This is a genomic window from Microvirga alba, from assembly GCF_015694465.1.
GTDB lineage: Bacteria > Pseudomonadota > Alphaproteobacteria > Rhizobiales > Beijerinckiaceae > Microvirga > Microvirga alba.
The window spans coordinates 870,204-890,627 of the sequence record NZ_JADQDO010000001.1 but is presented as its reverse complement, the minus strand read 5'-3'; the positions used below and the strand labels follow the sequence as shown (position 1 = coordinate 890,627).

General features: G+C 62.9%; 15 protein-coding genes. All 15 read right to left on the bottom strand.

The features are described from left to right. Window positions 1–39 precede the first annotated feature (39 nt). Window positions 40–2,439, bottom strand: a complete 2,400-nt coding sequence (bamA, locus tag I2H38_RS04010) for an outer membrane protein assembly factor BamA (RefSeq protein WP_196270483.1) — start codon at window positions 2,437–2,439, stop codon at window positions 40–42. 167 nt (window positions 2,440–2,606) lie between these two features. Continuing rightward, window positions 2,607–3,770 carry an RIP metalloprotease RseP gene (gene rseP, locus I2H38_RS04005; RefSeq protein ID WP_196270611.1) on the bottom strand — a complete coding sequence of 388 codons (1,164 nt, stop codon included), beginning with the start codon at window positions 3,768–3,770 and terminating at the stop codon, window positions 2,607–2,609. Window positions 3,771–3,888: 118 nt separating this feature from the next. Continuing rightward, complete coding sequence (dxr, locus tag I2H38_RS04000) at window positions 3,889–5,049, bottom strand: 1-deoxy-D-xylulose-5-phosphate reductoisomerase (RefSeq protein ID WP_196270482.1); 1,161 nt, start codon at window positions 5,047–5,049, stop codon at window positions 3,889–3,891. A gap of 6 nt (window positions 5,050–5,055) precedes the next feature. Then, entirely contained in the window at window positions 5,056–5,913 is an 858-nt protein-coding gene (locus tag I2H38_RS03995) for a phosphatidate cytidylyltransferase (protein ID WP_196270481.1), read from the bottom strand. A 2-nt stretch (window positions 5,914–5,915) separates the two neighbouring features. After that, entirely contained in the window at window positions 5,916–6,683 is a 768-nt protein-coding gene (locus tag I2H38_RS03990; protein WP_196270480.1) for an isoprenyl transferase, read from the bottom strand. 28 nt (window positions 6,684–6,711) lie between these two features. After that, a complete protein-coding gene (gene frr / locus I2H38_RS03985) occupies window positions 6,712–7,272 on the bottom strand; it encodes a ribosome recycling factor (protein WP_196270479.1) in 561 nt (186 codons plus the stop codon). Window positions 7,273–7,343: 71 nt separating this feature from the next. Beyond that, window positions 7,344–8,078, bottom strand: a complete 735-nt coding sequence (gene pyrH, locus I2H38_RS03980) for a UMP kinase (protein WP_196270610.1) — start codon at window positions 8,076–8,078, stop codon at window positions 7,344–7,346. Window positions 8,079–8,262: 184 nt separating this feature from the next. Then, window positions 8,263–9,192, bottom strand: a complete 930-nt coding sequence (gene tsf / locus I2H38_RS03975; RefSeq protein ID WP_196270478.1) for a translation elongation factor Ts — start codon at window positions 9,190–9,192, stop codon at window positions 8,263–8,265. Between the two features lie 110 nt (window positions 9,193–9,302). Then, the gene (locus I2H38_RS03970; protein WP_196270477.1) at window positions 9,303–10,313 is read right to left on the bottom strand and encodes a 30S ribosomal protein S2; all 1,011 of its coding nucleotides are present in this window, start codon (window positions 10,311–10,313) and stop codon (window positions 9,303–9,305) included. A 222-nt stretch (window positions 10,314–10,535) separates the two neighbouring features. Further along, window positions 10,536–11,297, bottom strand: coding sequence for an ABC transporter permease (locus I2H38_RS03965; protein ID WP_196270476.1), 762 nt, complete (start codon window positions 11,295–11,297; stop codon window positions 10,536–10,538). Next, window positions 11,294–12,265 (bottom strand): ABC transporter ATP-binding protein, encoded by a 972-nt coding sequence (locus I2H38_RS03960; protein ID WP_196270475.1) that lies wholly within the window; start codon window positions 12,263–12,265, stop codon window positions 11,294–11,296. The genes I2H38_RS03965 and I2H38_RS03960 overlap by 4 nt, the downstream gene beginning before the upstream one ends. A 334-nt stretch (window positions 12,266–12,599) precedes the next feature. Further along, on the bottom strand, window positions 12,600–16,073 hold the full coding sequence (gene dnaE, locus I2H38_RS03955; protein ID WP_196270474.1) for a DNA polymerase III subunit alpha: 3,474 nt from the start codon (window positions 16,071–16,073) through the stop codon (window positions 12,600–12,602). A 924-nt stretch (window positions 16,074–16,997) separates the two neighbouring features. After that, window positions 16,998–17,693, bottom strand: a complete 696-nt coding sequence (locus I2H38_RS03950) for an ABC transporter ATP-binding protein (RefSeq protein WP_196270473.1) — start codon at window positions 17,691–17,693, stop codon at window positions 16,998–17,000. A 3-nt stretch (window positions 17,694–17,696) separates the two neighbouring features. Further along, the gene (locus I2H38_RS03945; RefSeq protein ID WP_196270472.1) at window positions 17,697–18,971 is read right to left on the bottom strand and encodes a lipoprotein-releasing ABC transporter permease subunit; all 1,275 of its coding nucleotides are present in this window, start codon (window positions 18,969–18,971) and stop codon (window positions 17,697–17,699) included. A 7-nt stretch (window positions 18,972–18,978) separates the two neighbouring features. Then, window positions 18,979–20,310 (bottom strand): proline--tRNA ligase, encoded by a 1,332-nt coding sequence (proS, locus tag I2H38_RS03940; protein ID WP_196270471.1) that lies wholly within the window; start codon window positions 20,308–20,310, stop codon window positions 18,979–18,981. Window positions 20,311–20,424: the final 114 nt, after the last annotated feature.

Here is a 20,424-nt window from a genome sequence, read left to right as displayed (position 1 = left end):
GAAGAAAAAGTGAGGGCGCCTTCGCGGCGCCCTCTCCGATTAGAAGCGAGTGCCACCCGAGAACCGGAAGGCTTGCGTGCGGTCACCACCGATCCGAGCGCCATTCGCCGCGAGGATGCCTTCATCCTTCGAGAGGGCGAAAGCGTAGTCGAAGCGGAGCGGGCCGAGCGGCGAAGCCCACAGGATCGAGGCGCCCACCGAGGAGCGGATCGTCTTGCTGTCGCGGACCACGATGCAGTTCTGCGGCACGCTCGGATCCCGAACGCAAGCCCCAGGAGCAAAGCCATCAAGGATCGCGTTGCCCGCACCGGAGAAGCGCGTCGGTCCGTCGTAGCCATACAGCGTACCGGCATCGGCGAACACCGCGCCCTTCAGGCCCAGATCGCGCGGCAAGCCGAAGATCGGGAACTGAACTTCAAGCGTACCGCCGAAATAGGTGGTGCCGCCGATAGCGTTGGCGTTGGTGTCGAGGCTCGAGATGTCACGCGGTCCGATACCGTTGGTGGCGAAGCCACGCACCAGCGACGGGCCAAGGAAGAACTGGTCGACGATGCGGAGATTGCCCCCGCTGCCAAACGTACCCTTGTCGCCGCTGCCGAGGCCCTTGATGTAACCACCCTGGACGCGGGCCACACCGATGATGTCTTCCCACAATTCGCGGTAGTAACGCGCGTCGCCGGTCGTACGGAAGTAGCGCGAGTCGCCACCGAGCCCAGCGAAATCGGTCTTCACCTCACCATAGAAGCCGTTGCGCGGGTCCTTGGTGTTGTCGAGCGAGTTGTAGTTGAAGGTCAGGCCCGCGAGCGACGTCAGAGTCTTGCCCTGCGATTCCTTGATCGCGAGCGACGCCTCACCATTGCCTTCACAGAAGAAGCGGTTGGGCGTGCCATTCGCATTCAGCTGCGTGTAACCGGGCAACGGAAGCGAGCAGTCGTTGTAGGGCTGCTTGTAATCGTTCGGGATGTGCAGATCCTGCTGATACAGCGAGTAACGCAGGGTCAGCGTGAACTCTTCCGTGAACGGCAAGCCCAAGCGAAGCTGACCACCGGTCACGCGGTTCTCGTAGCGGGCGTACTTGGTCTGATCGCTGAACTTCGAGAACAGATCGATACCAGCGGCCATGCGGTAGCCGAGGAAATACGGCTCCGTGAACGAGAAATCGACGCCGTTGGTGCGCTGACCGAGCTGACCGGCCACGCGGACGAACTGGCCACGGCCGAGGAAGTTCGTCTCGGTGACGGCAACTTCGCCGATGAAACCGTCCGAGGTCGAGTAACCGCCGGAGATCGAGAACGCGCCGGTGGATTGATCCTCCACGTCCACGTTCATCACCACGCGGTCAGGAGCCGAGCCCGGCTCGTTCGAAATTCGGACGCGCTTGAAGTAGCCGAGATTGTTGAGGCGGCGTTCCGCGCGATCCACCAGGACCTTGTTGTAGGCATCGCCTTCGCCGAGGTCGATCTCGCGACGGACCACGTAGTCGCGGGTGCGGGTGTTACCACGCACGTTGATGCGCTCGATGTAAACGCGCGGCCCCTCTTCGATGACGTAGGCAAGATCGATCGTCTGGGTCGCCGGGTTGCGATTACCCACGGGGCGAACCTGCGCGAAAGCATAGCCACGGCGGGCGACATTGGTCGTGATCGCGGTCAGCGACTTCTCGACTGCATCGGCGTTGTAAACCGCCCCGGCGGACGTCGCCACATCACCCTCGACCGAAGCCGCGGGGATCTCCGAAATGCGCGAATCGACGTTGACCCGGCCGACACGGTACTGCTCGCCCTCGTTCAAAGAGACGGTGACGATATAGCCGCCGCCGCTGGGATCGAAGGTCACGTCGCTGGAGATGACGCGGAAGTCGGCATAGCCGTTCTTGAGGTAGTAGCGACGGATCAGCTCGAGATCCGCAGCGATGCGATCCGGATCATAGACGTCGGAGGTCTTGAGGAAGCTCAGGAGGTTCATCTCGGTCGTCTGCATGAGACCACGCAGGCGGCTGGACGAGATCTGGCTGTTTCCGACGAAGCGGATTTCCTTAACGCCGGTCTTTTCACCCTCGACGATCGTGTACACGACGTCGACGCGGCCATTCGGCAGATCGACGACGCGAGGCGTGACCTGCGCAAGGCCACGGCCCGACCGACGATAGACCTCGAGGATGCGCTGAACGTCGGCATCCACGGTCGCTTGATTGTAAGGCGTGCGGGCGCGGAGCTGGAGATCGCCTTCGATCATCCCTTTCTCGACGCGCTTGTTACCCTCGATGACGACCCGGTTGATGACCGGCTGCTGAGAAACGGCAGCGCGACGGCTACTCCCCTGCGCCACCTGCTGGGCGAACGCGGTCTCCGCCGCTGTAAGTCCCGCCATCATCGCGCTCACGGCGATAACTGCGGTGGCTGCCGGTTTTCCCCGGCGTCGCGTGGTCGTCGACATCATCAACTGGCCCGTCTCTTTATCTTTATCCCACAGCGAGGACTTCCCCGCCGGTTGGAGACACATATCTCCAACTTATCGGTGCGGCCCCGCTTGTACAAATTTTCGCCGTCATTGCAAACGGCACTTTGCCCAACACCGTAGCATTTTTACCGGGCGTGGCGTCCTTGTCACGTGCCGCGGGCCATAAAAGTTGTGCCAAGGTGAACAAGATCATTCCAGGTGGCAAAAATCATAAGCATTGCAACGATTGCGAAGCCGATCTTAAAGCCGAATTCCTGCGCCTTTTCGCTGAGCGGACGCCCCCGAATGGCCTCGATCGCATAAAAAAGCAGGTGACCGCCGTCGAGGAGTGGAATCGGAAAAAGGTTAATGAGACCTATCGAGACCGATAGGAATCCGATCAAACTGACGAGGCTGTAGACCCCGCCGATCTCGAACGCCGTCCCGGCGGCCCTGGCGATACCGAGCGGCCCGGAAAGCTGATCGGCTGATTCCCGCCCCAGAACGAGCCGGCGCAGGAAGTTCATGGTCCGGTCGACCTGGCTCCAGGTCTCGGCCGCGCCGGCCTTCAGCGCGCCGACGACGGTGTAGGACACCCGCTTGACGGCGCCGGGGTCCCGGGAAGCTTCAACCCCCAAAAGGCCGATCCGCTGCTTTCCAAAGGGTGTCGTCCGCTCGACGAAGTTCGGGATCGCGTCCAAGGACACGGTCCGCCCACCGCGATCCACCGTGAAAGCGAGACTTTCGCCAGCGCTAGAACTCACGAGAACCTGCATGTCGGCGAAGGTCTCGATCCGCTTGCCATCAATGGTCAGGATGAGATCCTTCGGCAGGAAACCGGCCTTTTCCGCCGCGCTTCCGGCCTGCACGGCCTCGATCCGCGGCTCAAGCACCTGGCGGCCGCTGAAATAGTTGAAGCCCGCGAAGATGAGAATCGCGAGGAGAAAGTTGGCGATCGGACCCGCGGCCACGATGGCGGCCCGCTTGGCGACGTTTTGGTGGGGAAAACTCACCGCCCGCTCGGCTGCGGACATCCCATCGAGATGAGGCTGGTCCGGAACGCTGGCCGCGTTGAGATCCCCCACGAATTTCACGTAGCCGCCCAGGGGAATCGCCGAGATCTTCCAGCGGGTCCCATGCCTGTCCGTCCAGCCGAAAAGCTCGCGCCCGAATCCGATGGAGAACGCCGTCACTCCCACGCCGCAACGTCGTCCGACCCAGAAATGGCCGAGTTCATGGATGAAGACGACGACGCTGAGAACCGCAACGAAGGAGAACAGGTTCAGGAACGCAGATCCCGTCGCGCCACCGATCATAGCAAGCCAATCCATCATCATTCCTTTCGCGCCCTTGAGGGCAGCGTTGATGTGAGGCGAGAATCCGATCATGCCCCGTGAATCAGGATCGAATTCTAACCTCTTGATGCAGCGTGATTTTTTGAATCACGCCCTAGGCAGAGATAAGACGCCGCGCAGCTTCCCGCGCTTCTCCGTCAATCACAAGAGCGTCAGAAACAGTCGCGGGCGCCGCGACGCTGCCTCCCGCAAAGCTTGAGCAAACGCGCTCAACATATTTAGATATATCATAAAATCCGATATGCCCTGCCATATAAGCCGCCACGGCGATCTCATTGGCTGCATTCAGGATCGTCGGCATCGCGCCGCCGGCTTCAAGCGCGGCTTTGGCCAAGGAGAGACAGGGAAACCGCGTCTCGTCCGGCTTCTCGAAACTTAAACGGCCAATAGCGGCAAGATCGAGACGGGGCAGGTCCATGGGCAGGCGCTCATGATGCCGCAGGGCGTTAGCGATGGGGACTTTCATATCCGGCAGGGCCAATCCTGCGGTCACCGCCCCGTCTTTCCATTGCACGAGACCGTGGACGATCGCTTCCGGGTGCACGATGACATCGAGGCGCTCGGCTTCGAGGCCGAACAAGTGATGGGCTTCAATGAGTTCCAGCCCTTTGTTCATCAGGGTCGCGGAATCGATATTGATCTTGGAGCCCATCGACCAGACCGGGTGGGCCGAGGCCTGCTCGGCACTGGCGGCGGTAATCCGCTCTCGGGTCCAGGTCCGAAATGGTCCACCCGAGGCGGTGATGATCGCCTTTTCCACGTCTCCGTTGCGCCCGGCGGCAAGGGCCTGGTCCAGGGCGTTGTGTTCGGAATCGACCGGCATGATCTCGACGCCGAGACGACGGGCATCCGCCATGAAGGCGGCCCCGGCGCAAACAAGGCTTTCCTTGTTGGCGAGCGCGATCCGTCTCCCCGCCTTCAAGGCGGCATGGGTTGGCCGCAAGCCTGCCGTTCCGCTGATCGCGGCCAGAACCACGTCGGCTTCACGTGCGGCGGCCTCCAGCACGGCTGAATCACCCGCTCCGCTTGCGATCCCCGAACCCGAGAGCGCATCCCTCAGCGCCGCCCCGGCCCTTTCATCGGCCAGAGCAGCAAAGCGCGCGCCGAGCTTGCGAGCGACATTGGCCAGCGCTTCGGCATTGCTTCCACCGACCACGGCCTCGACACGCAGCTCCCCTTGATGAGCCAAAATCACGTCGACCGTGGAGCGGCCGATTGAGCCGGTCGCTCCGAGAATCGTCAGAGAACGTGCCATATTGATCTATTCTGCCAATCGAATGGTCAGGAGAACGAGCCCAAGAATCAGAGATACGGCCCAAAAACCATCGAGCCGGTCCATGACGCCGCCATGGCCGGGTATTAAATGGCTCGAATCTTTCACGTCGCAATGCCGTTTGAGCGCCGACTCGCCCAAATCGCCGAGCTGGCTTGCAACCGAAGCGACCATGGACAGCATCAGCGTGTTGCGAAGGCTGAAGGGCGGCATCAGGCCGAAGTGCTGCGCGCCCCAGGCGACGAGGACACCACCGGCCGCACCGGCGACGAGGCCACCGGCGAAACCGGACCACGTCTTCTTCGGGCTGACCTGCGGCCACAATTTCGGGCCGCCGAGGGCCCGCCCCGTGAAGTAAGCCGCGATGTCCGTCGCCCAAACGACCGCGAACATCCACAAAAGCCCGATCAGGCCGAGATTTGGGTGCGCGCGGACAATCGGCGGGACAAGAACGATAATGGCGCCGTAGGCGAAGCCGGAAACCGCCCAGGCCTTGCCGCTGGCGCCTCGTGCGAGAACAGAGCCCGCGAGCATGAACGCGATACTGGCAAGAACCGACACCCCGAAAGCGGCGTCGGTCATATGGAGGAACGTCAGGGCCGCCAGGCCGATTCCAAAGACGATCTGCACCGGCCTCAAAGGCGCGACACGGGTCATGTTGGTCCACTCGACCATCATGGCGACGCCGGCAGCAAGCCAGAACAGGGCGAACGGCACGCCGCCCCAATAAGCAGCCAAAAGGGCCACGGGGATCAGCACGAGAGCGGACGCGACGCGGGCGCTCAACTCCCTCGAAGCGCCTTGCTTCGTGTTGTGCTTCAGGGAAGTCCCTTGTTCTCCCCCCATCCTCAGCCCGCCCGAACGCTCAGGCCGCCGAAGCGGCGCTCGCGCCTGTTGTACTCCTCGATGGCGGCCCGGAAGGTTGCGTCGTCGAAGTCCGGCCAATAGGTCGGGATGAAGATGAATTCGGAATAGGCCGTCTGCCAGGTCAGGAAGTTCGAAATCCGCTGCTCGCCGGAGGTTCGGATCACGAGATCCGGATCAGGGATTCCGTGGGTGTCGAGCGCGCCCTCGACCGTCGCAACATCGATAGCGGCCGGATCGAGCGTCCCCGCCTGGACCTGCCGCGCAAGCGACCGCATCGCCTGCACGATTTCCTGCCGGCCGCCATAATTGAAGGCGATGACAAGGGTCAGGCCGGTATTCGCCCGGGTCAGCTGCTCGGCTTCATCGAGGAGAAGCCGGATATCGGCGGCAAGCGCCTCCCGCTCTCCGATGATTCTGACACGGATGTTGCTGGCGTGCAGGTCGGCGAGATCGTGCCGGACGAAGCGCTTCAGGAGGCCCATGAGGTCGGAGACCTCCTGAGCCGGACGCCGCCAGTTCTCTGCCGAGAAGCTGTACACCGTCAGATACCGAATCCCGAGATCGCCCGCCGTGCGCACGGCCCGCCGGATCGCCTCGACACCACGCCGATGGCCCTCGAAGCGGGGCAAGCCGCGTTGGGCGGCCCACCGGCCATTCCCGTCCATGATGATGGCGACATGCGCCGGCGCGCCCTCGCCCGTTGGTTCACGGGCTGGGTTCGGGGCCGATCGCTTGGCTTCACCACTCATGAGCGCGTTTTCCAAATGCAGGCTGGTCTTAAACCTGCATGATTTCCTTTTCCTTCGCCGCCACGAGGCTGTCGATTTCGGCGACGAACTGATCGGTCGCTTTCTGAACCTGATCGCCGTGACGCTTGCTGTCGTCCTCGCTGATCGCGTGGTCCTTCTCGAGTTTCTTGAGCAGGTCGAGGCCGTCGCGGCGGACATGGCGGACGGCGACGCGCGCCTCTTCCGCGTATTTGTGCGAAACCTTCACCATCTCCTTGCGGCGCTGCTCGTTCATCTCGGGGATGCGCAGGCGGATCACCTGGCCTTCGGTCTGCGGGTTGAGACCGAGATCGGATTCCCGAATGGCCTTCTCCACGGCAGCAACCATGCTCCGGTCCCAGACTTGAACGCTGAGCAGGCGCGGCTCAGGCACGCTGACCGTCGCGACCTGGGAAATCGGCATCAGGGAGCCGTAGGCGTCGATCTGGAGCGGATCGAGAAGACCGGGCGAGGCACGGCCGGTGCGGAGACTGCCCAAATCATGCTTGAAAGCATTGATCGCGCCCTGCATGCGGCGCTTCACATCAGCGAGGTCAAAAGTGTTGGCCATCGTAGTCTGTCCTTACGCGAACTATTCAAACGGGCTTACGCTTCCGAAGCCCTTGCATCAAGGCCCATAAATCAAGGAGCCACAACGGTGGAGTGGACTTTTCCCAGGAGAAGTGCCGTCACCGAACTCGGCGCATGGACCGAGCCGACGATGATCGGGAGGCGGCTTTCACGGGCAAGCGCGAAGGCCGCCGTGTCCATCACCTTCAAATCCTTGGCGATGGCCTCGTCATGGGTCAGGCGGTCGAAGCGGACCGCATTGGGGTCCTGCTTGGGGTCTGCGGAATAGACGCCATCGACCTGAGTGGCCTTGAGAACCGCGTCGCAACGCAATTCGGCCGCCCGGAGCACGGCGGCGGTGTCCGTGGTGAAGAACGGATTGCCGGTGCCGCCGGCGAGAACCAAGACCTGGCCCTTGTCGAGGTGGTGCAGGGCCGGTTGACGGGCGTAGGTCTCGCAAATCGTCGGCATCGACACCGCCGACATGGTGCGGGCATCGACGCCGGCAGCGTTCAGGGCGGTCTCGATGGCAAGCGAGTTCATGACCGTGCCGAGCATACCCATGGAATCGGCCGTGGGGCGGTCGATCCAGCCGGCGGCGCTCATGCGCGCACCACGGATGATGTTGCCGCCGCCGATGACCAGGGCGATCTCGAATCCGGCGCGGGTCGCCTCGGCAAGGTCCTCGGCAAGACCCGACAGGGTCTGGGGATCGAGCCAATATCCATCGGGGGCCATCAAAGCCTCACCCGAGAGCTTCACCAGGATGCGCCGAAACTTCGTCACCGTCAGACCTCTCTCTCTCATTGCACTCAGAAGCGTCACCGCAGCCTCATCCCGAGGAGGGCCGCAAGGCCCGTCTCGAAGGATGAGGCGTTTCCAGTGCACGCTGAACATCCTTGGAGCTTTGCGGCTCCTCAGGATGAGGGGCATGCCCTATGCCTCTCATGAAAACGGCGGCTGAAGCGCCGCCGTTTGTATTTGTTCGATTTTAGGCCTTCGTACCGGCCGCCGCGGCGACCTCGGCGGCGAAGTCAGGAGCTTCCTCCTTCTCGATGCCCTCCCCGAGGGCATAGCGGACGAAGCTCTTGAGGGTCACCGGCTTACCAGCCTTCGACTCGGCCTCTTTCAGAACCTGAGCCACGGTCTTCGAGGAATCGTGCACGAAGGGCTGCTCGAGGAGGGTGACCTCCTTGTAGTAGCTCTTGAGGCCGCTCTCGATGATCTTCTGCATGACGTTCTCCGGCTTGCCGGCATTCTTCTCACGCAGAATGTTGCTCTCGCGCTCGACCGTCGCGGCATCGACGCCCGACGCGTCGACGGCGACCGGGTTGGTCGCGGCGATGTGCATGGCGATCTGGCGGCCCAGCGTGCTCAGGGAGGTCACGTCGCCTTCCGATTCCAACGCCACAAGAACGCCGATCTTGCCGAGGCCTTCGCTGACCACGTTGTGGACGTAAGATGCGATCACACCCTTGGAGACTTCAAGCTTCGAGACGCGGCGCAGGGTCATGTTCTCGCCGATGGTGGCGATCAGCTCCTGAAGGCGGTCCTTCACGGTCGTCTGCGAACCCGGGAAATGCGCGGCTTCGAGATCCTCAACCGTGCCCTTGCCCATGAGAGCGATCTTGGCCGCTTCGCGGGCGAAAGCCTGGAACTGGTCGTTACGGGCGACGAAGTCCGTCTCGGAGTTCACTTCGAGGATCGTAGCCGTGTGGCCCGACGATTCCACTGCGACAAGGCCCTCAGCCGCAACGCGGCCAGCCTTCTTGGCGGCCTTCGAGAGGCCCTTCTTGCGCAGCCAGTCGATCGCCGCCTCAAGGTCGCCGTTGGTCTCGTTGAGGGCCGTCTTGCAGTCCATCATGCCGGCGCTGGTCGTCTCGCGCAGCTCTTTCACCATCGCAGCGGTAATGTTCGCCATGGCTCGTCCTTTCACGGGTTCATACAATAGGGAGCCCGGCGCTCAAGGAACGCCGGGCTCGATCACTTCACTCAAGCAGCACCGCAAAAACGTGCGGCGCCAAGCCGGTCTTAGGCGGCTTCGATCATCGCCCGGGCCTGGCCAAGCCAGCCATCGCGCTCGACGCGGCCGTTGAGCTTCAGGTCCTTGTCGAGCTGGGCGACGTCGCCCGGCTGCATGGCGGCGAACTGCCAGTAATGGAACACGCCAGCCTCGTTGAGCTTCTTCTCGAGCTGCGGGCCAACGCCCGTGAGCTTGGTCAAATCGTCCGGCGCGCCACGCGGAGCGGCCAGGCGCTCGAACGTCTCGCCCTGCTCCGAACCGGCGTCGTGAGCCGGAAGCTCTTCAGCCATCGGGTTCTCGGACTCGCCGATATCGATGCCCATGGCGCCAGCGCCACGGGAAATACCGTCGAGCGCAGCGCGGGCGATCAGGTCGCAATAGAGCTGGATCGCGCGGCCCGCGTCGTCGTTCGCCGGGACCGGGAAGGTGATGCCGTCCGGATCGGAGTTGGTGTCGACGATCGCTGCAACCGGGATACCGAGGCGACGGGCCTCCTGGATCGCGAGCTGCTCCTTGTTGGTGTCGATGACGAAGATCAGGTCGGGCGTGCCGCCCATGTCCTTGATGCCGCCGAGAGCGCGCTCGAGCTTGTCCTTCTCACGAGCGAGCATGAGGCGCTCTTTCTTCGTGAGGCCCTGGCCGCCGCCGGCGAGGATCTCGTCGACCTTGCGCAGACGCGAGATCGAGCCAGAAATCGTCTTCCAGTTGGTCAGCATGCCGCCGAGCCAGCGAGCATTCACGTAGTACTGAGCCGAACGCTTGGCCGCATCGGCGACCGAATCGGCAGCCTGACGCTTCGTGCCGACGAACAGCACGCGACCGCCCTTGGCGACCGTATCGCTGACGGCCTGGAGGGCGCGGTGCAGCATCGGAACCGTCTGGGCGAGGTCGATGATATGGATGTTGTTGCGGGTGCCGAAGATGTATTGACCCATCTTCGGGTTCCAGCGGTGGGATTGGTGGCCGAAATGCGCGCCGGCTTCGAGCAGCGAACGCATGGAAAATTCAGGAAGAGCCATTGTCTTTTCTCCGGTTGAGCCTCCGCGGAGCAGTGGACCGGTCGACCGGCCACCGGGACACCTCATTGAATCATGAGGCAAGCTCCGCGTGTGGGATGGACGCGCGTATAAGGGAAAACCCATCGAATGGCAAGTCAGAGCGCCATCAGGGGCGGGATCGGGCGATTTCGGTCACGCTAGACGCGAAAACTGCCCCGAACGAACCGAAATGCTCTCCCCGCCTCAGGCCTTGAGCCGATACCCCGTACGGAAAATCCACCATATCCCCGTCAGGCAGGCCAGCATGAAGACCAGGGTCATGCCGAGGCTGACCGCGATATTCACGTCCGCCACCCCGTAAAAGCTCCAGCGGAAGCCGCTGACGAGGTAGACCACGGGGTTGAACAGGGCGACATTCTGCCAGAACGGCGGCAGCATGTTGATGGAATAGAAGCTCCCGCCCAGGAAGGTGAGCGGCGTCACGATCATCAGGGGGATCAACTGCAGCCTTTGGAAACTGTCCGCCCAGATCCCGATGATGAAGCCGAACAGGCTGAAGGTGACGGCGGTCAGCACGAGGAAGGCCACCATCCAGACGGGATGGTCGACGGAAAAATCCACGAACAGCCGGGCGGTCACCAGAATGATGGTGCCGAGAATGATCGACTTGCTCGCGGCCGCCCCCACATAGCCGATCACCGTCTCCATTGCGGAGACGGGAGCCGAGAGCAGCTCGTAGATGGTGCCTGAGAATTTCGGCATGTAGATGCCGAAGGCCGCATTCGAGATGCTCTCGGTGAGGATCGACAGCATGATCAACCCCGGGACGATGAACGCGCCATAGCTGATCCCGTCGACGTCCGCGATGCGCGAGCCGATGGCCGAGCCGAAGACGATGAAATAGAGCGAGGTGGAGATCACCGGCGAGGCGATGCTCTCCATCAGCGTGCGCCAGGTGCGCGCCATCTCGAAGAGATAGATGGCCTTGATCGCGTGAAGGTTCATGCGCGCCCCCTGACCAGATCGACGAAGATGTCTTCCAGCGAGCTTTGCGAGGTCTGAAGATCCTTGAAGTCGATTCCCTGCTCCCCGAGCAGCCGCAGCAGACCGGCAATGCCGGTCTCTTCGCTCTGCGCGTCGAAGGTATAGACGAGCTGGAAGCCCCCTTCCGCCAAGGCGAGATCGTAGCCGGAAAGGGCAGCGGGAAGCGCCATGAGCGGATTCTGGAGCTGCAGGATGAGCTGCTTCCTTCCGAGCTTATGCATCAGCACGGTCTTGTCTTCGACCAGGATGATCTCGCCCTTGTTGATCACCCCGATCCGGTCGGCCATTTCCTCGGCCTCCTCGATGTAGTGGGTGGTCAGGATGATGGTGACGCCGTTGTCTCTCAAGGCGCGGACCATCTCCCACATGTCCCGCCGCAACTCCACATCGACACCCGCGGTCGGCTCGTCGAGAAACAGGATCGTCGGCTCGTGCGACAGGGCCTTGGCGATCATGACACGGCGCTTCATGCCGCCGGAGAGCGTCATGATCTTACTGTCCTTCTTCTCCCAGAGGGACAGGTCCTTGAGGATCTTCTCGATAAGGGCTGGGTTTGCCGCCTTGCCGAACAGGCCGCGACTGAACTTCACCGTGTCCCAGACGCTCTCGAAGGCGTCCGTCGACAATTCCTGCGGAACGAGGCCGATCTTCGTGCGGGCTGCCCGGTAATCGCGAACGATGTCATGGCCGTCGGCAAGCACGACGCCCGTGCTCGGATTGACGATGCCGCAGATAATGCTGATCAGCGTCGTCTTCCCGGCCCCGTTCGGCCCCAGCAGCGCGAAAATCTCGCCCCGGCGAATCTCAAGATCCACATTCCGCAGCGCCTGGAAGCCGGAAGCGTAGGTCTTGCCTAGCCCCGTGACCGAAATGACCGAACCCGCCGGGTTGCCGGAAGGCTGAGCGTGTCTGTTGTCGAGCGGTTTCATGGGAACGCTGCCTAGCATGAAATGCCGTCGCGCTGAACCTTTTCCAGTCCCCTTCCCAGCCTCAACAGAGCCTCACCCTGAGGAGGGCCTAAAGCCCGTCTCGAAGGGCGAGGCGTCTCCAGCGCTGGACCCTCCTTCGAGATGCAACCTTCGGCTGAGGGCGAGACATCGGAAGGGGATTGCGTCATTCCGGGGCGAGCGGAGCGAGAACCCGGAACCCATAAACGCAACGGTTCCGGAAAGGATGCAGCGGGAACGGGCGTGGCTTGTCCCAGCACGTCGACGGTTCTGGGTTCCGGGCTCCGCTGCGCGGCCCCGGAATGACGGCGCGCTATCAACTCATCTGCACGTCAACCACCCCCGGCACGGCGCGGAGCGCGCCGGCGATCTGGGGCGTGGCGAGGTACTTACCGGGAAGCTTCACCTCTACCTCCCGGTCGCCCTCGTCGAGGATCAGGACAAGGGACACTTCCCCCTCCCCGCGCGCCCGTAGCCGTTCATAGACGCTGGCGATGGGGCGCTCGTCGCGCAGGAAGATGCGCATGCCCTTCTGGAATTTGGCGACAGCCTCTTCCAGCGGCTCGGCCATGCCGATCCGCGCCCTCACCTCTTCGCCCTCGACGCCCGCCTGGAGCATGAGGACGACGGCGCTGCCGGGTTCCAAAACCTCGCGCAGGCGCTGCAGCCCTTCGGAGAAGATGATGGCCTCGAAATGCCCGGTCTGATCCGAGAGGGTGAGAATGCCCATCTTGTTGCCGGTCTTGGTGCGGCGCTCCTGGCGGTCGAGCACGGTGGCGGCGACGCGCCCGACCGAGTTGCCCGCTTTCACGGACCGGGCGAAATCGACCCAGGTCTGTACCCGCAGCTTCTTCAACAGGTCGCCGTACTCATCGAGCGGATGCCCTGACAGGAAGAAGCCGACCGCGTCGTATTCCTTCTGCAGCTTGATTGAGGGCGGCCAGGGCTCGTAGTGCGAAATGCGCAGCTGCACATCCGCGGAGGCGACGCCGCCGAACATGTCGATCATGCCGCCATTCGCGGCTTCGTGCGATTGCTGGGCGAGACTCATCATGGCATCGACCGACGCGCTCGCCTTGGCGCGATCCGGCTCCAGCTCATCGAACGCGCCCGCCGCGATCAGGTTCTCAAGGGTGCGCTTGTTGAGCATGCGCGGATTGATGCGCCGGGCGAAATCGGCAAGATCCTTGAAGGGCTTGTCGCCGCGCGCTTCGATGAGCGATTCGATGGCCTGCCGCCCGACGCCCTTGACCGCGGCGAGCGCGTAGAGAATCGCGCCCTTGCCCTCCGCGTCGTATTTCACGTCGAAGACCACGCCCGAGCGATTGACCGACGGCGGCTCGACCTTGATGCCGAGGCGCTGGGCCTCGCGGCGGAATTCAGAGAGCTTGTCCGTGTTGTCGAGATCGAGCGTCATCGACGCCGCCATGAACTCGACCGGGAAATTGGCCTTCAGATAAGCCGTCTGGAAGGCGACCAGCGCATAGGCCGCCGCGTGGCTCTTGTTGAAGCCGTAATCCGCGAACTTGGCGAGAAGATCGAAGATTTCGTTCGCCTTGACCTTATCGAGATCGCCACCGACCGCGCCGGAGACGAAGCGCTCGCGCTGCGCGTCCATCTCCGATTTGATCTTCTTACCCATGGCGCGGCGCAGCAAGTCGGCGTCACCGAGCGAGTAGCCGGAGAGGACTTTCGCCACCTCCATCACCTGCTCCTGATAGACGATGATGCCGAAGGTCTCCCTCAGAACCGGCTCCAGCTTGGGGTGCGAGTACCAGTCCTTCTTGTTGTGCTCGTCCTTGCCGAGCTTGCGCGCGCAATAGACCGGGATGTTCGCCATCGGGCCCGGGCGATAGAGCGCGACGAGGGCGATGATGTCCTCGAAGCGGTCGGTCTCCATCTCCACGAGGGCCTTGCGCATGCCGACACTTTCCACCTGGAACACGCCGACCGTCTCGCCACGGCAGAGCATTTCGTAGGTTTTCCTGTCGTCGAGCGGCAGGGCCGAGAGATCGACCTCGACGCCCGTGCGCCGGATCAGCTCCACGGCAGTGTTCAGCACGGTCAGCGTTTTGAGGCCGAGGAAGTCGAACTTCACCAGCCCAGCCTGCTCGACCCATTTCATGTTGTACTGGGTCACGCGCATGCCGGTCTTCGGGTCGCGATAGAGCGGCACGAGTTCCTGCAACGGACGGTCGCCGATCACCACGCCCGCCGCGTGGGTCGAAGCGTGGCGGTGCAGGCCCTCCAGTTTCTGCGCCATGTTGAGCATGCGCGCGACGACGGGCTCCTCCTCGATCGCGGCCTGGAGCTTGGGCTCGCCCTCGATGGCCTGGGCCAGGGTGACGGGGTTGGCCGGGTTCTGCGGAACGAGCTTCGTCAGCTTGTCCACCTGGCCGTAGGGCATTTCGAGCACGCGGCCGACGTCGCGCATCACGCCGCGCGCCAGCAGCGTACCGAACGTGATGATCTGCGCGACCTGCTCCTCGCCGTAGCGCTGCTGCACGTATTCGATGACGCGCTCGCGCCCCTCGACGCAGAAGTCGATATCGAAGTCGGGCATCGAGACGCGTTCCGGGTTGAGGAAGCGCTCGAACAGCAGGCCGAACCGCAACGGATCGAGATCGGTAATCGTCAGCGCATAGGCGACGAGCGAACCCGCGCCAGACCCACGGCCCGGCCCAACCGGGATGTTGTGGTCCTTCGCCCATTTGATGAAGTCGGCCACGATGAGGAAGTAGCCCGGATATTTCATCCGGCGAATGACCTCGACCTCGAACGCGAGCCGGTCATGATAATCCTGCTCGGTCAGGCCGGGAGCCGGGCCGTGCGCCGCCAGGCGCTGGACCAGCCCCGCCTCCGCCTGCCGCTTGAGCTCCTCGCCCTCGTCGAAGACCACCGCGTCGGAGCCGACGCCGAAGCTTGGCAGGATCGGCTTGCGCGTGGTGACGCGGGTGGCGCAGCGCATGGCGATCTCGACGCTGGCATGCAACGCGTCCGGCAGATCGGCAAAAAGCTCCATCATCTGCTTGCGCGTCTTGAAATCATGCTGCGGCGACAAGCGGCGGCGATTGTCGTCGGAGACGATGCGCCCGTCGGCGATGGCGAGCAGCGCGTCATGCGCTTCGTAGTCGCTCGCCGTCGAGAAAAACGGCTCGTTGGCGGCGACGATCGGCAGGCCATTGCGGTCGGCAAGCGCAATCAGCTCGCCCTCGACCAACCGCTCATCGGTAAGCCCGTGGCGCTGGATTTCGACATAAAGCTGATGGCCGAACGCGTGCTTGAGCACATCGAGCCGCGCCTGCGCCAGATCCTGGCGTCCGCCGTTGCGCAAGGCATTGTCGAGCGGGCCGGTGAACCCGCCGGTGAGCGCGATCAGCCCCTCGCAATGGGTCGACAATATCGGGGCCGCGACGCGCGGGGCCTCGCCGAGCGGGACGCCGAAATAGGCGTGGCTCACGAGCCGCATCAGGTTGCGGTAGCCCTCATCGTTCTGCGCCAGCAGCACGATATTGCTGGGCAGCGGTGCGAGGCGCGCAGCCGGATCGGGCTCCTCGAACAGAACCGAGAGCTGAACGCCCGCGATGGGCTGGATGCCCGAGCCCGCGAGCTTTTCCGAGAACTCCAGCGCCCCGAACAGATTGTTGGTGTCGGTCAAGGCCAGCGCGGGCTGTTTGTCCGCCGTCGCCAGCTTTGCCAATTGCGCGATCTTCAGCGCACCCTCGAGCAAGGAATACGAGGAATGCACATGCAGGTGGACGAACCCGATATCTTGAAGAATGCGCGTCATGACTCTCGACTCAACAGGACGCTAGTTTCGCATGAGTCGTCGGATGCTCACCATGGCAAACGGGGCCGCACGCTGCGCGAAGGCCCCGAGCCTGTGAACTGTGGGAATTATGCCAGCGGCGAGAGCACGAGAGCCCAGATCGCCACCATGCTCCCGAACAGGGCGAGCGAGGTGATTTCGGCAGTGGTTTCAAGAAGAGCGCGAGCCATGTTGGATCTCCATGTTCCTGACATGTTCATCATTGTTCATTGTATGTTCTGTGTAAAGTATGGGGATGCCGTACAGTGAGTGTGGAGTCAACAAAGCCTTAAAAGAGGAAACCGAACACGGGGATGGCATTGGCCGTCATTCCGGGGGCACTCAGCGGTGCCCGGAACCCATGACCATCGACGCCTCCGGAAAAACAACGCGGCATCGCTGTGCTTCATCCTGAACGATCCGTGTTTATGGGTTCCGGGCTCTCGCTACCGCTCGCCCCGGAATGACGGGGAGGCGAGACAGGGGGCTGCACGTCAGACATCTATGGCAGTGGACCAATCTGCCCCTTCCCCTCTGTCATTTGGGGGCCGCGCAGCGGAGCCAGGAACCCATAACCACCAGCTTCTGGAAAACCGCCGCATGCGCCGGGCCTCATTCTGGACGATCCGTGTTTATGGATTCCGGCCTCTCGCTACCGCTCGCCCCGGAATGACGAGGGGGGCGAGACCGGGCTGCACGTCAGGCATCTATCGCAGTTGAACGATCTGCGGCTTCCCCAGTGTCATTCCGGGGCCGCGCAGCGGAGCCCGGAACCCATAACCGCCGACGCCTCCGGAAAAACATCGCGGCATCACCGTGCTTCATCCTGCATGGTCGGTGTTTATAGGTTCCGGGGTCGCGCTCGGCGCGCGCCGGAATGACGGGGATTTGGGGAGGAAGAGCGCCTCAGCGCAGCTGAACGATCAGCCCGTCGCGGATGGTGACACGGCGGTCCATGCGGGCGGCGAGGTCGAGATTGTGCGTGGCGATCAGAGCCGCGAGCTTGGAGGCGCGGACGATGGACACGAGGGTCTGGAAGACGCGGTCGGCCGTGTTGGGATCGAGATTGCCGGTCGGCTCGTCGGCCAGAAGCAGACGCGGTGCGTTGGCGACCGCCCGCGCGATGGCGACGCGCTGCTGCTCGCCGCCGGAAAGCTCGCCGGGCCGGTTCTCCAACCGCTTGCCCAGGCCGAGGAAGGTCAAAATCTGCTCGCCGCGCTCGCGCGCTTCCGCCTTCGGCAATCCACGAATGAGCTGCGGGATAACCACATTCTCCAGCGCCGAGAATTCCGGCAGCAGGTGGTGAAACTGATAGACGAAGCCCAGCTCCTCGCGCCGGATGCGCGTGCGCTCGTGGTCGTTCATGCCGGCTGTCGGCTGCGCGCCCACATAGACCTCACCGCCATCGGGCTTCTCGAGCAACCCCGCCACATGGAGCAGGGTCGATTTGCCGGTGCCCGAGGGCGCGATGAGCGCCACGATCTCGCCAGGCCAGATCGCCAGGTCGGCCCCGCGCAAGACTTCGAGAAAGCCCTCCCCTTGCGGGTACCGGCGCTCGACTTTCGACAGGAAAAGGGCGGGTTGGGACTGGCCGGATGACATCGTTTAACCGTAGCGCAGCGCTTCGACCGGATCGAGCTTCGCAGCCTTCCAGGACGGATAGAGCGTGGCGAGAAGCGACAAGGCCATCGCCATGACGAGAATGGTAATGACCTCGGTCGGATCGACATCAGCGGGCAGCCGGCTGAGAAAATAGAGTTCCGCCGGGAACAGATTGGTCCTCGTCAGGCTGGAGATGAAGCTGCGGATGCTTTCCACATTCAACGCCAGCAGCAGGCCGAGGCCGAAACCGGCGATCGTGCCGACAATGCCGATGGATGCGCCCGTGATCAGGAAGATCCGCATGACCGCGCCCCGCGTCGCTCCCATGGTGCGCAGAATCGCGATGTCGCTCGACTTGTCCTTCACCAGCATGATGAGGCCGGAAATAATGTTGAGCGCCGCGACCAGCACGATGAGGGTAAGAATGAGGAACATCACGTTCCGCTCCACCTCGAGCGCGGCGAAGAAGGTGCGGTTGCGCTGACGCCAATCGGTCATGACAATGGGCCGTCCGACCGCTTCGTCGATCCGCGCGCGGGCTTCGTCGACTTTGTCCGCATTGTCGAGAAACACTTCAATGAGCTGCACGTCGCCCTGCCGATTGAAGTAGCTCTGCGCCTCGCCAAGCGGCATGTAGACAAAGGTGGCGTCGAATTCCGACATGCCGATCTCGAAGATCGCCTTGACCGGATAGGCCTTCACGCGTGGCGCTGTGCCGAAGGGTGTCGCTGCCCCGCGCGGCGTGATCAGGGTGAAGGTATCGCCCGCCTGCAGCGACAACGATTCCGCCAACCGCCGCCCGATGGCGACGCCCTCGCCACTGTCAAAGTTTTCCAGAGTCCCCTGGCGGATATTGCCGGAAATGTAGTCGATCCGCTGAATATCCTCGCCCCGGATGCCCCGCACCAGGACGCCGCTTCCATTGTACGGCGAGGAGCCGAAGGCCTGGCCCTCGACGAGAGGAATCGCGCGCTTCACGCCGGGAACGGCAGCGATACGCTTGGCGACGTCCGCATAGTCGGTCAGAGGCGAGTCGATGGGCGCGACGAAGATATGACCGTTGATGCCGACGATCTTGTCGAGCAGTTCCTTGCGGAAGCCATTCATGACCGAGAGCACGACGATCAGGGTCGCGACCCCCAGCATGATGCCAAGGAAGGAGAAGCCCGCGATGACCGAGACGAAGCCTTCCCGCCGCCGCGTGCGCAGGTAGCGCCCGGCGAGCATCCACTCGAAGAGTGAAAAAGGCTTCGTTCCTGTTGTCGCGGTCTTTGCCATCACACCCTTACGCGCGAGCAGCCGTCAGCCGCGCAACCACATCGCCAAGCGGCAGCACTTCGCGCTCGCCGGTGGCCCGGTGCTTCAGTTCCACCTTGCCCTCGGCCAGACCCTTCGGCCCGATCACCACCTGCCACGGAATGCCGATGAGATCGGCGGTGGCGAACTTGCCGCCCGGACGCTCGTCGCGGTCGTCATAGAGCACGTCGCGGCCGGCCGCCGTCAGTTCGCGATAGAGCTTGCCACAGGCCTCGTCGGTTGCCGCATCGCCCACCTTGAGGTTGAGAAGCGCCACGTCGAACGGAGCAACCGCCTCGGGCCAGATGATGCCGTTCTCGTCGTGGCTCGCCTCGATGATCGCGGCGATGAGACGGCTCGGGCCGATGCCGTAGGAGCCCATGTGGACTTCATGTTCCTGCCCGTCCGGGCCCATCACCTTCGCGCCCATGGGCTTCGAATACTTGGTGCCGAAATAGAAGATGTGCCCCACTTCGATGCCGCGCGCGGAGACCTTCTTGTCTTCGGAGAGACCGTCGAAGGCGGTGGCGTCATGCATCTCGGAGGTCGCAGCGTAAAGCGAGGTCCACTTGTCCACGATACCCTGCAGGCCAGGCACGCTATCGAAATCGGTTTCGACGGCCGGGATGTCGAAATCGAGATAGTCCTTGTGACAGAACACCTCGCTCTCGCCGGTGGATGCGAGGATGATGAACTCGTGGCTCAAATCCCCGCCGATGGGGCCGGTATCGGCCTTCATCGGGATCGCCTTCAGACCCATCCGGGCGAAGGTGCGAAGGTAGGCCACGAACATCCTGTTATAGGAGTGGCGCGCGCCAGCCTGATCGATGTCGAAGGAATAGGCGTCCTTCATCAGGAACTCGCGTGAGCGCATGACGCCGAAGCGCGGGCGCACCTCATCGCGGAACTTCCATTGAATATGATAGAGGTTGAGCGGCAGATCCTTGTAGGAGCGCACGTAGCCCCGGAAGATCTCCGTAATCATCTCCTCGTTGGTCGGTCCAAAGAGCATCTCGCGCTCATGCCGGTCCTGGATGCGCAGCATTTCCTTGCCGTAGGCATCGTAGCGGCCGGATTCCCGCCAGAGATCCGCCGACTGGATCGTCGGCATCAGCAACTCGACGGCGCCGGAGCGGTTCTGCTCCTCGCGGACGATGGCATTGACCTTGTTCAACACCTTCAAGCCCAGCGGCAGCCAGGCGTAAATGCCCGCCGATTCCTGGCGGATCATGCCGGCGCGCAGCATCAGGCGGTGGGAAACAATCTCCGCCTCTTTCGGCGTCTCGCGGAGAATGGGCAGGAAAAAGCGGCTCAAACGCATAGAACGCCTTCGATGGGATCTGGAATGGAATGACGAATTGCGACTCGTTTCAAGCACACAACACAGCCATCTGGCAAAACACAAGCGGTCATTGGAGCACAAGGCCGCGGGCGG

What these genes read in the sequence shown, in the direction of transcription:
- bamA (WP_196270483.1), bottom strand. Translation starts at nt 2,439, where the DNA reads ATGATGTCGACGACCACGCGACGCCGGGGAAAACCGGCAGCCACCGCA.
- rseP (WP_196270611.1), bottom strand. Translation starts at nt 3,770, where the DNA reads ATGGATTGGCTTGCTATGATCGGTGGCGCGACGGGATCTGCGTTCCTG.
- dxr (WP_196270482.1), bottom strand. Translation starts at nt 5,049, where the DNA reads ATGGCACGTTCTCTGACGATTCTCGGAGCGACCGGCTCAATCGGCCGC.
- I2H38_RS03995 (WP_196270481.1), bottom strand. Translation starts at nt 5,913, where the DNA reads ATGGGGGGAGAACAAGGGACTTCCCTGAAGCACAACACGAAGCAAGGC.
- I2H38_RS03990 (WP_196270480.1), bottom strand. Translation starts at nt 6,683, where the DNA reads ATGAGTGGTGAAGCCAAGCGATCGGCCCCGAACCCAGCCCGTGAACCA.
- frr (WP_196270479.1), bottom strand. Translation starts at nt 7,272, where the DNA reads ATGGCCAACACTTTTGACCTCGCTGATGTGAAGCGCCGCATGCAGGGC.
- pyrH (WP_196270610.1), bottom strand. Translation starts at nt 8,078, where the DNA reads ATGAGAGAGAGAGGTCTGACGGTGACGAAGTTTCGGCGCATCCTGGTG.
- tsf (WP_196270478.1), bottom strand. Translation starts at nt 9,192, where the DNA reads ATGGCGAACATTACCGCTGCGATGGTGAAAGAGCTGCGCGAGACGACC.
- I2H38_RS03970 (WP_196270477.1), bottom strand. Translation starts at nt 10,313, where the DNA reads ATGGCTCTTCCTGAATTTTCCATGCGTTCGCTGCTCGAAGCCGGCGCG.
- I2H38_RS03965 (WP_196270476.1), bottom strand. Translation starts at nt 11,297, where the DNA reads ATGAACCTTCACGCGATCAAGGCCATCTATCTCTTCGAGATGGCGCGC.
- I2H38_RS03960 (WP_196270475.1), bottom strand. Translation starts at nt 12,265, where the DNA reads ATGAAACCGCTCGACAACAGACACGCTCAGCCTTCCGGCAACCCGGCG.
- dnaE (WP_196270474.1), bottom strand. Translation starts at nt 16,073, where the DNA reads ATGACGCGCATTCTTCAAGATATCGGGTTCGTCCACCTGCATGTGCAT.
- I2H38_RS03950 (WP_196270473.1), bottom strand. Translation starts at nt 17,693, where the DNA reads ATGTCATCCGGCCAGTCCCAACCCGCCCTTTTCCTGTCGAAAGTCGAG.
- I2H38_RS03945 (WP_196270472.1), bottom strand. Translation starts at nt 18,971, where the DNA reads ATGGCAAAGACCGCGACAACAGGAACGAAGCCTTTTTCACTCTTCGAG.
- proS (WP_196270471.1), bottom strand. Translation starts at nt 20,310, where the DNA reads ATGCGTTTGAGCCGCTTTTTCCTGCCCATTCTCCGCGAGACGCCGAAA.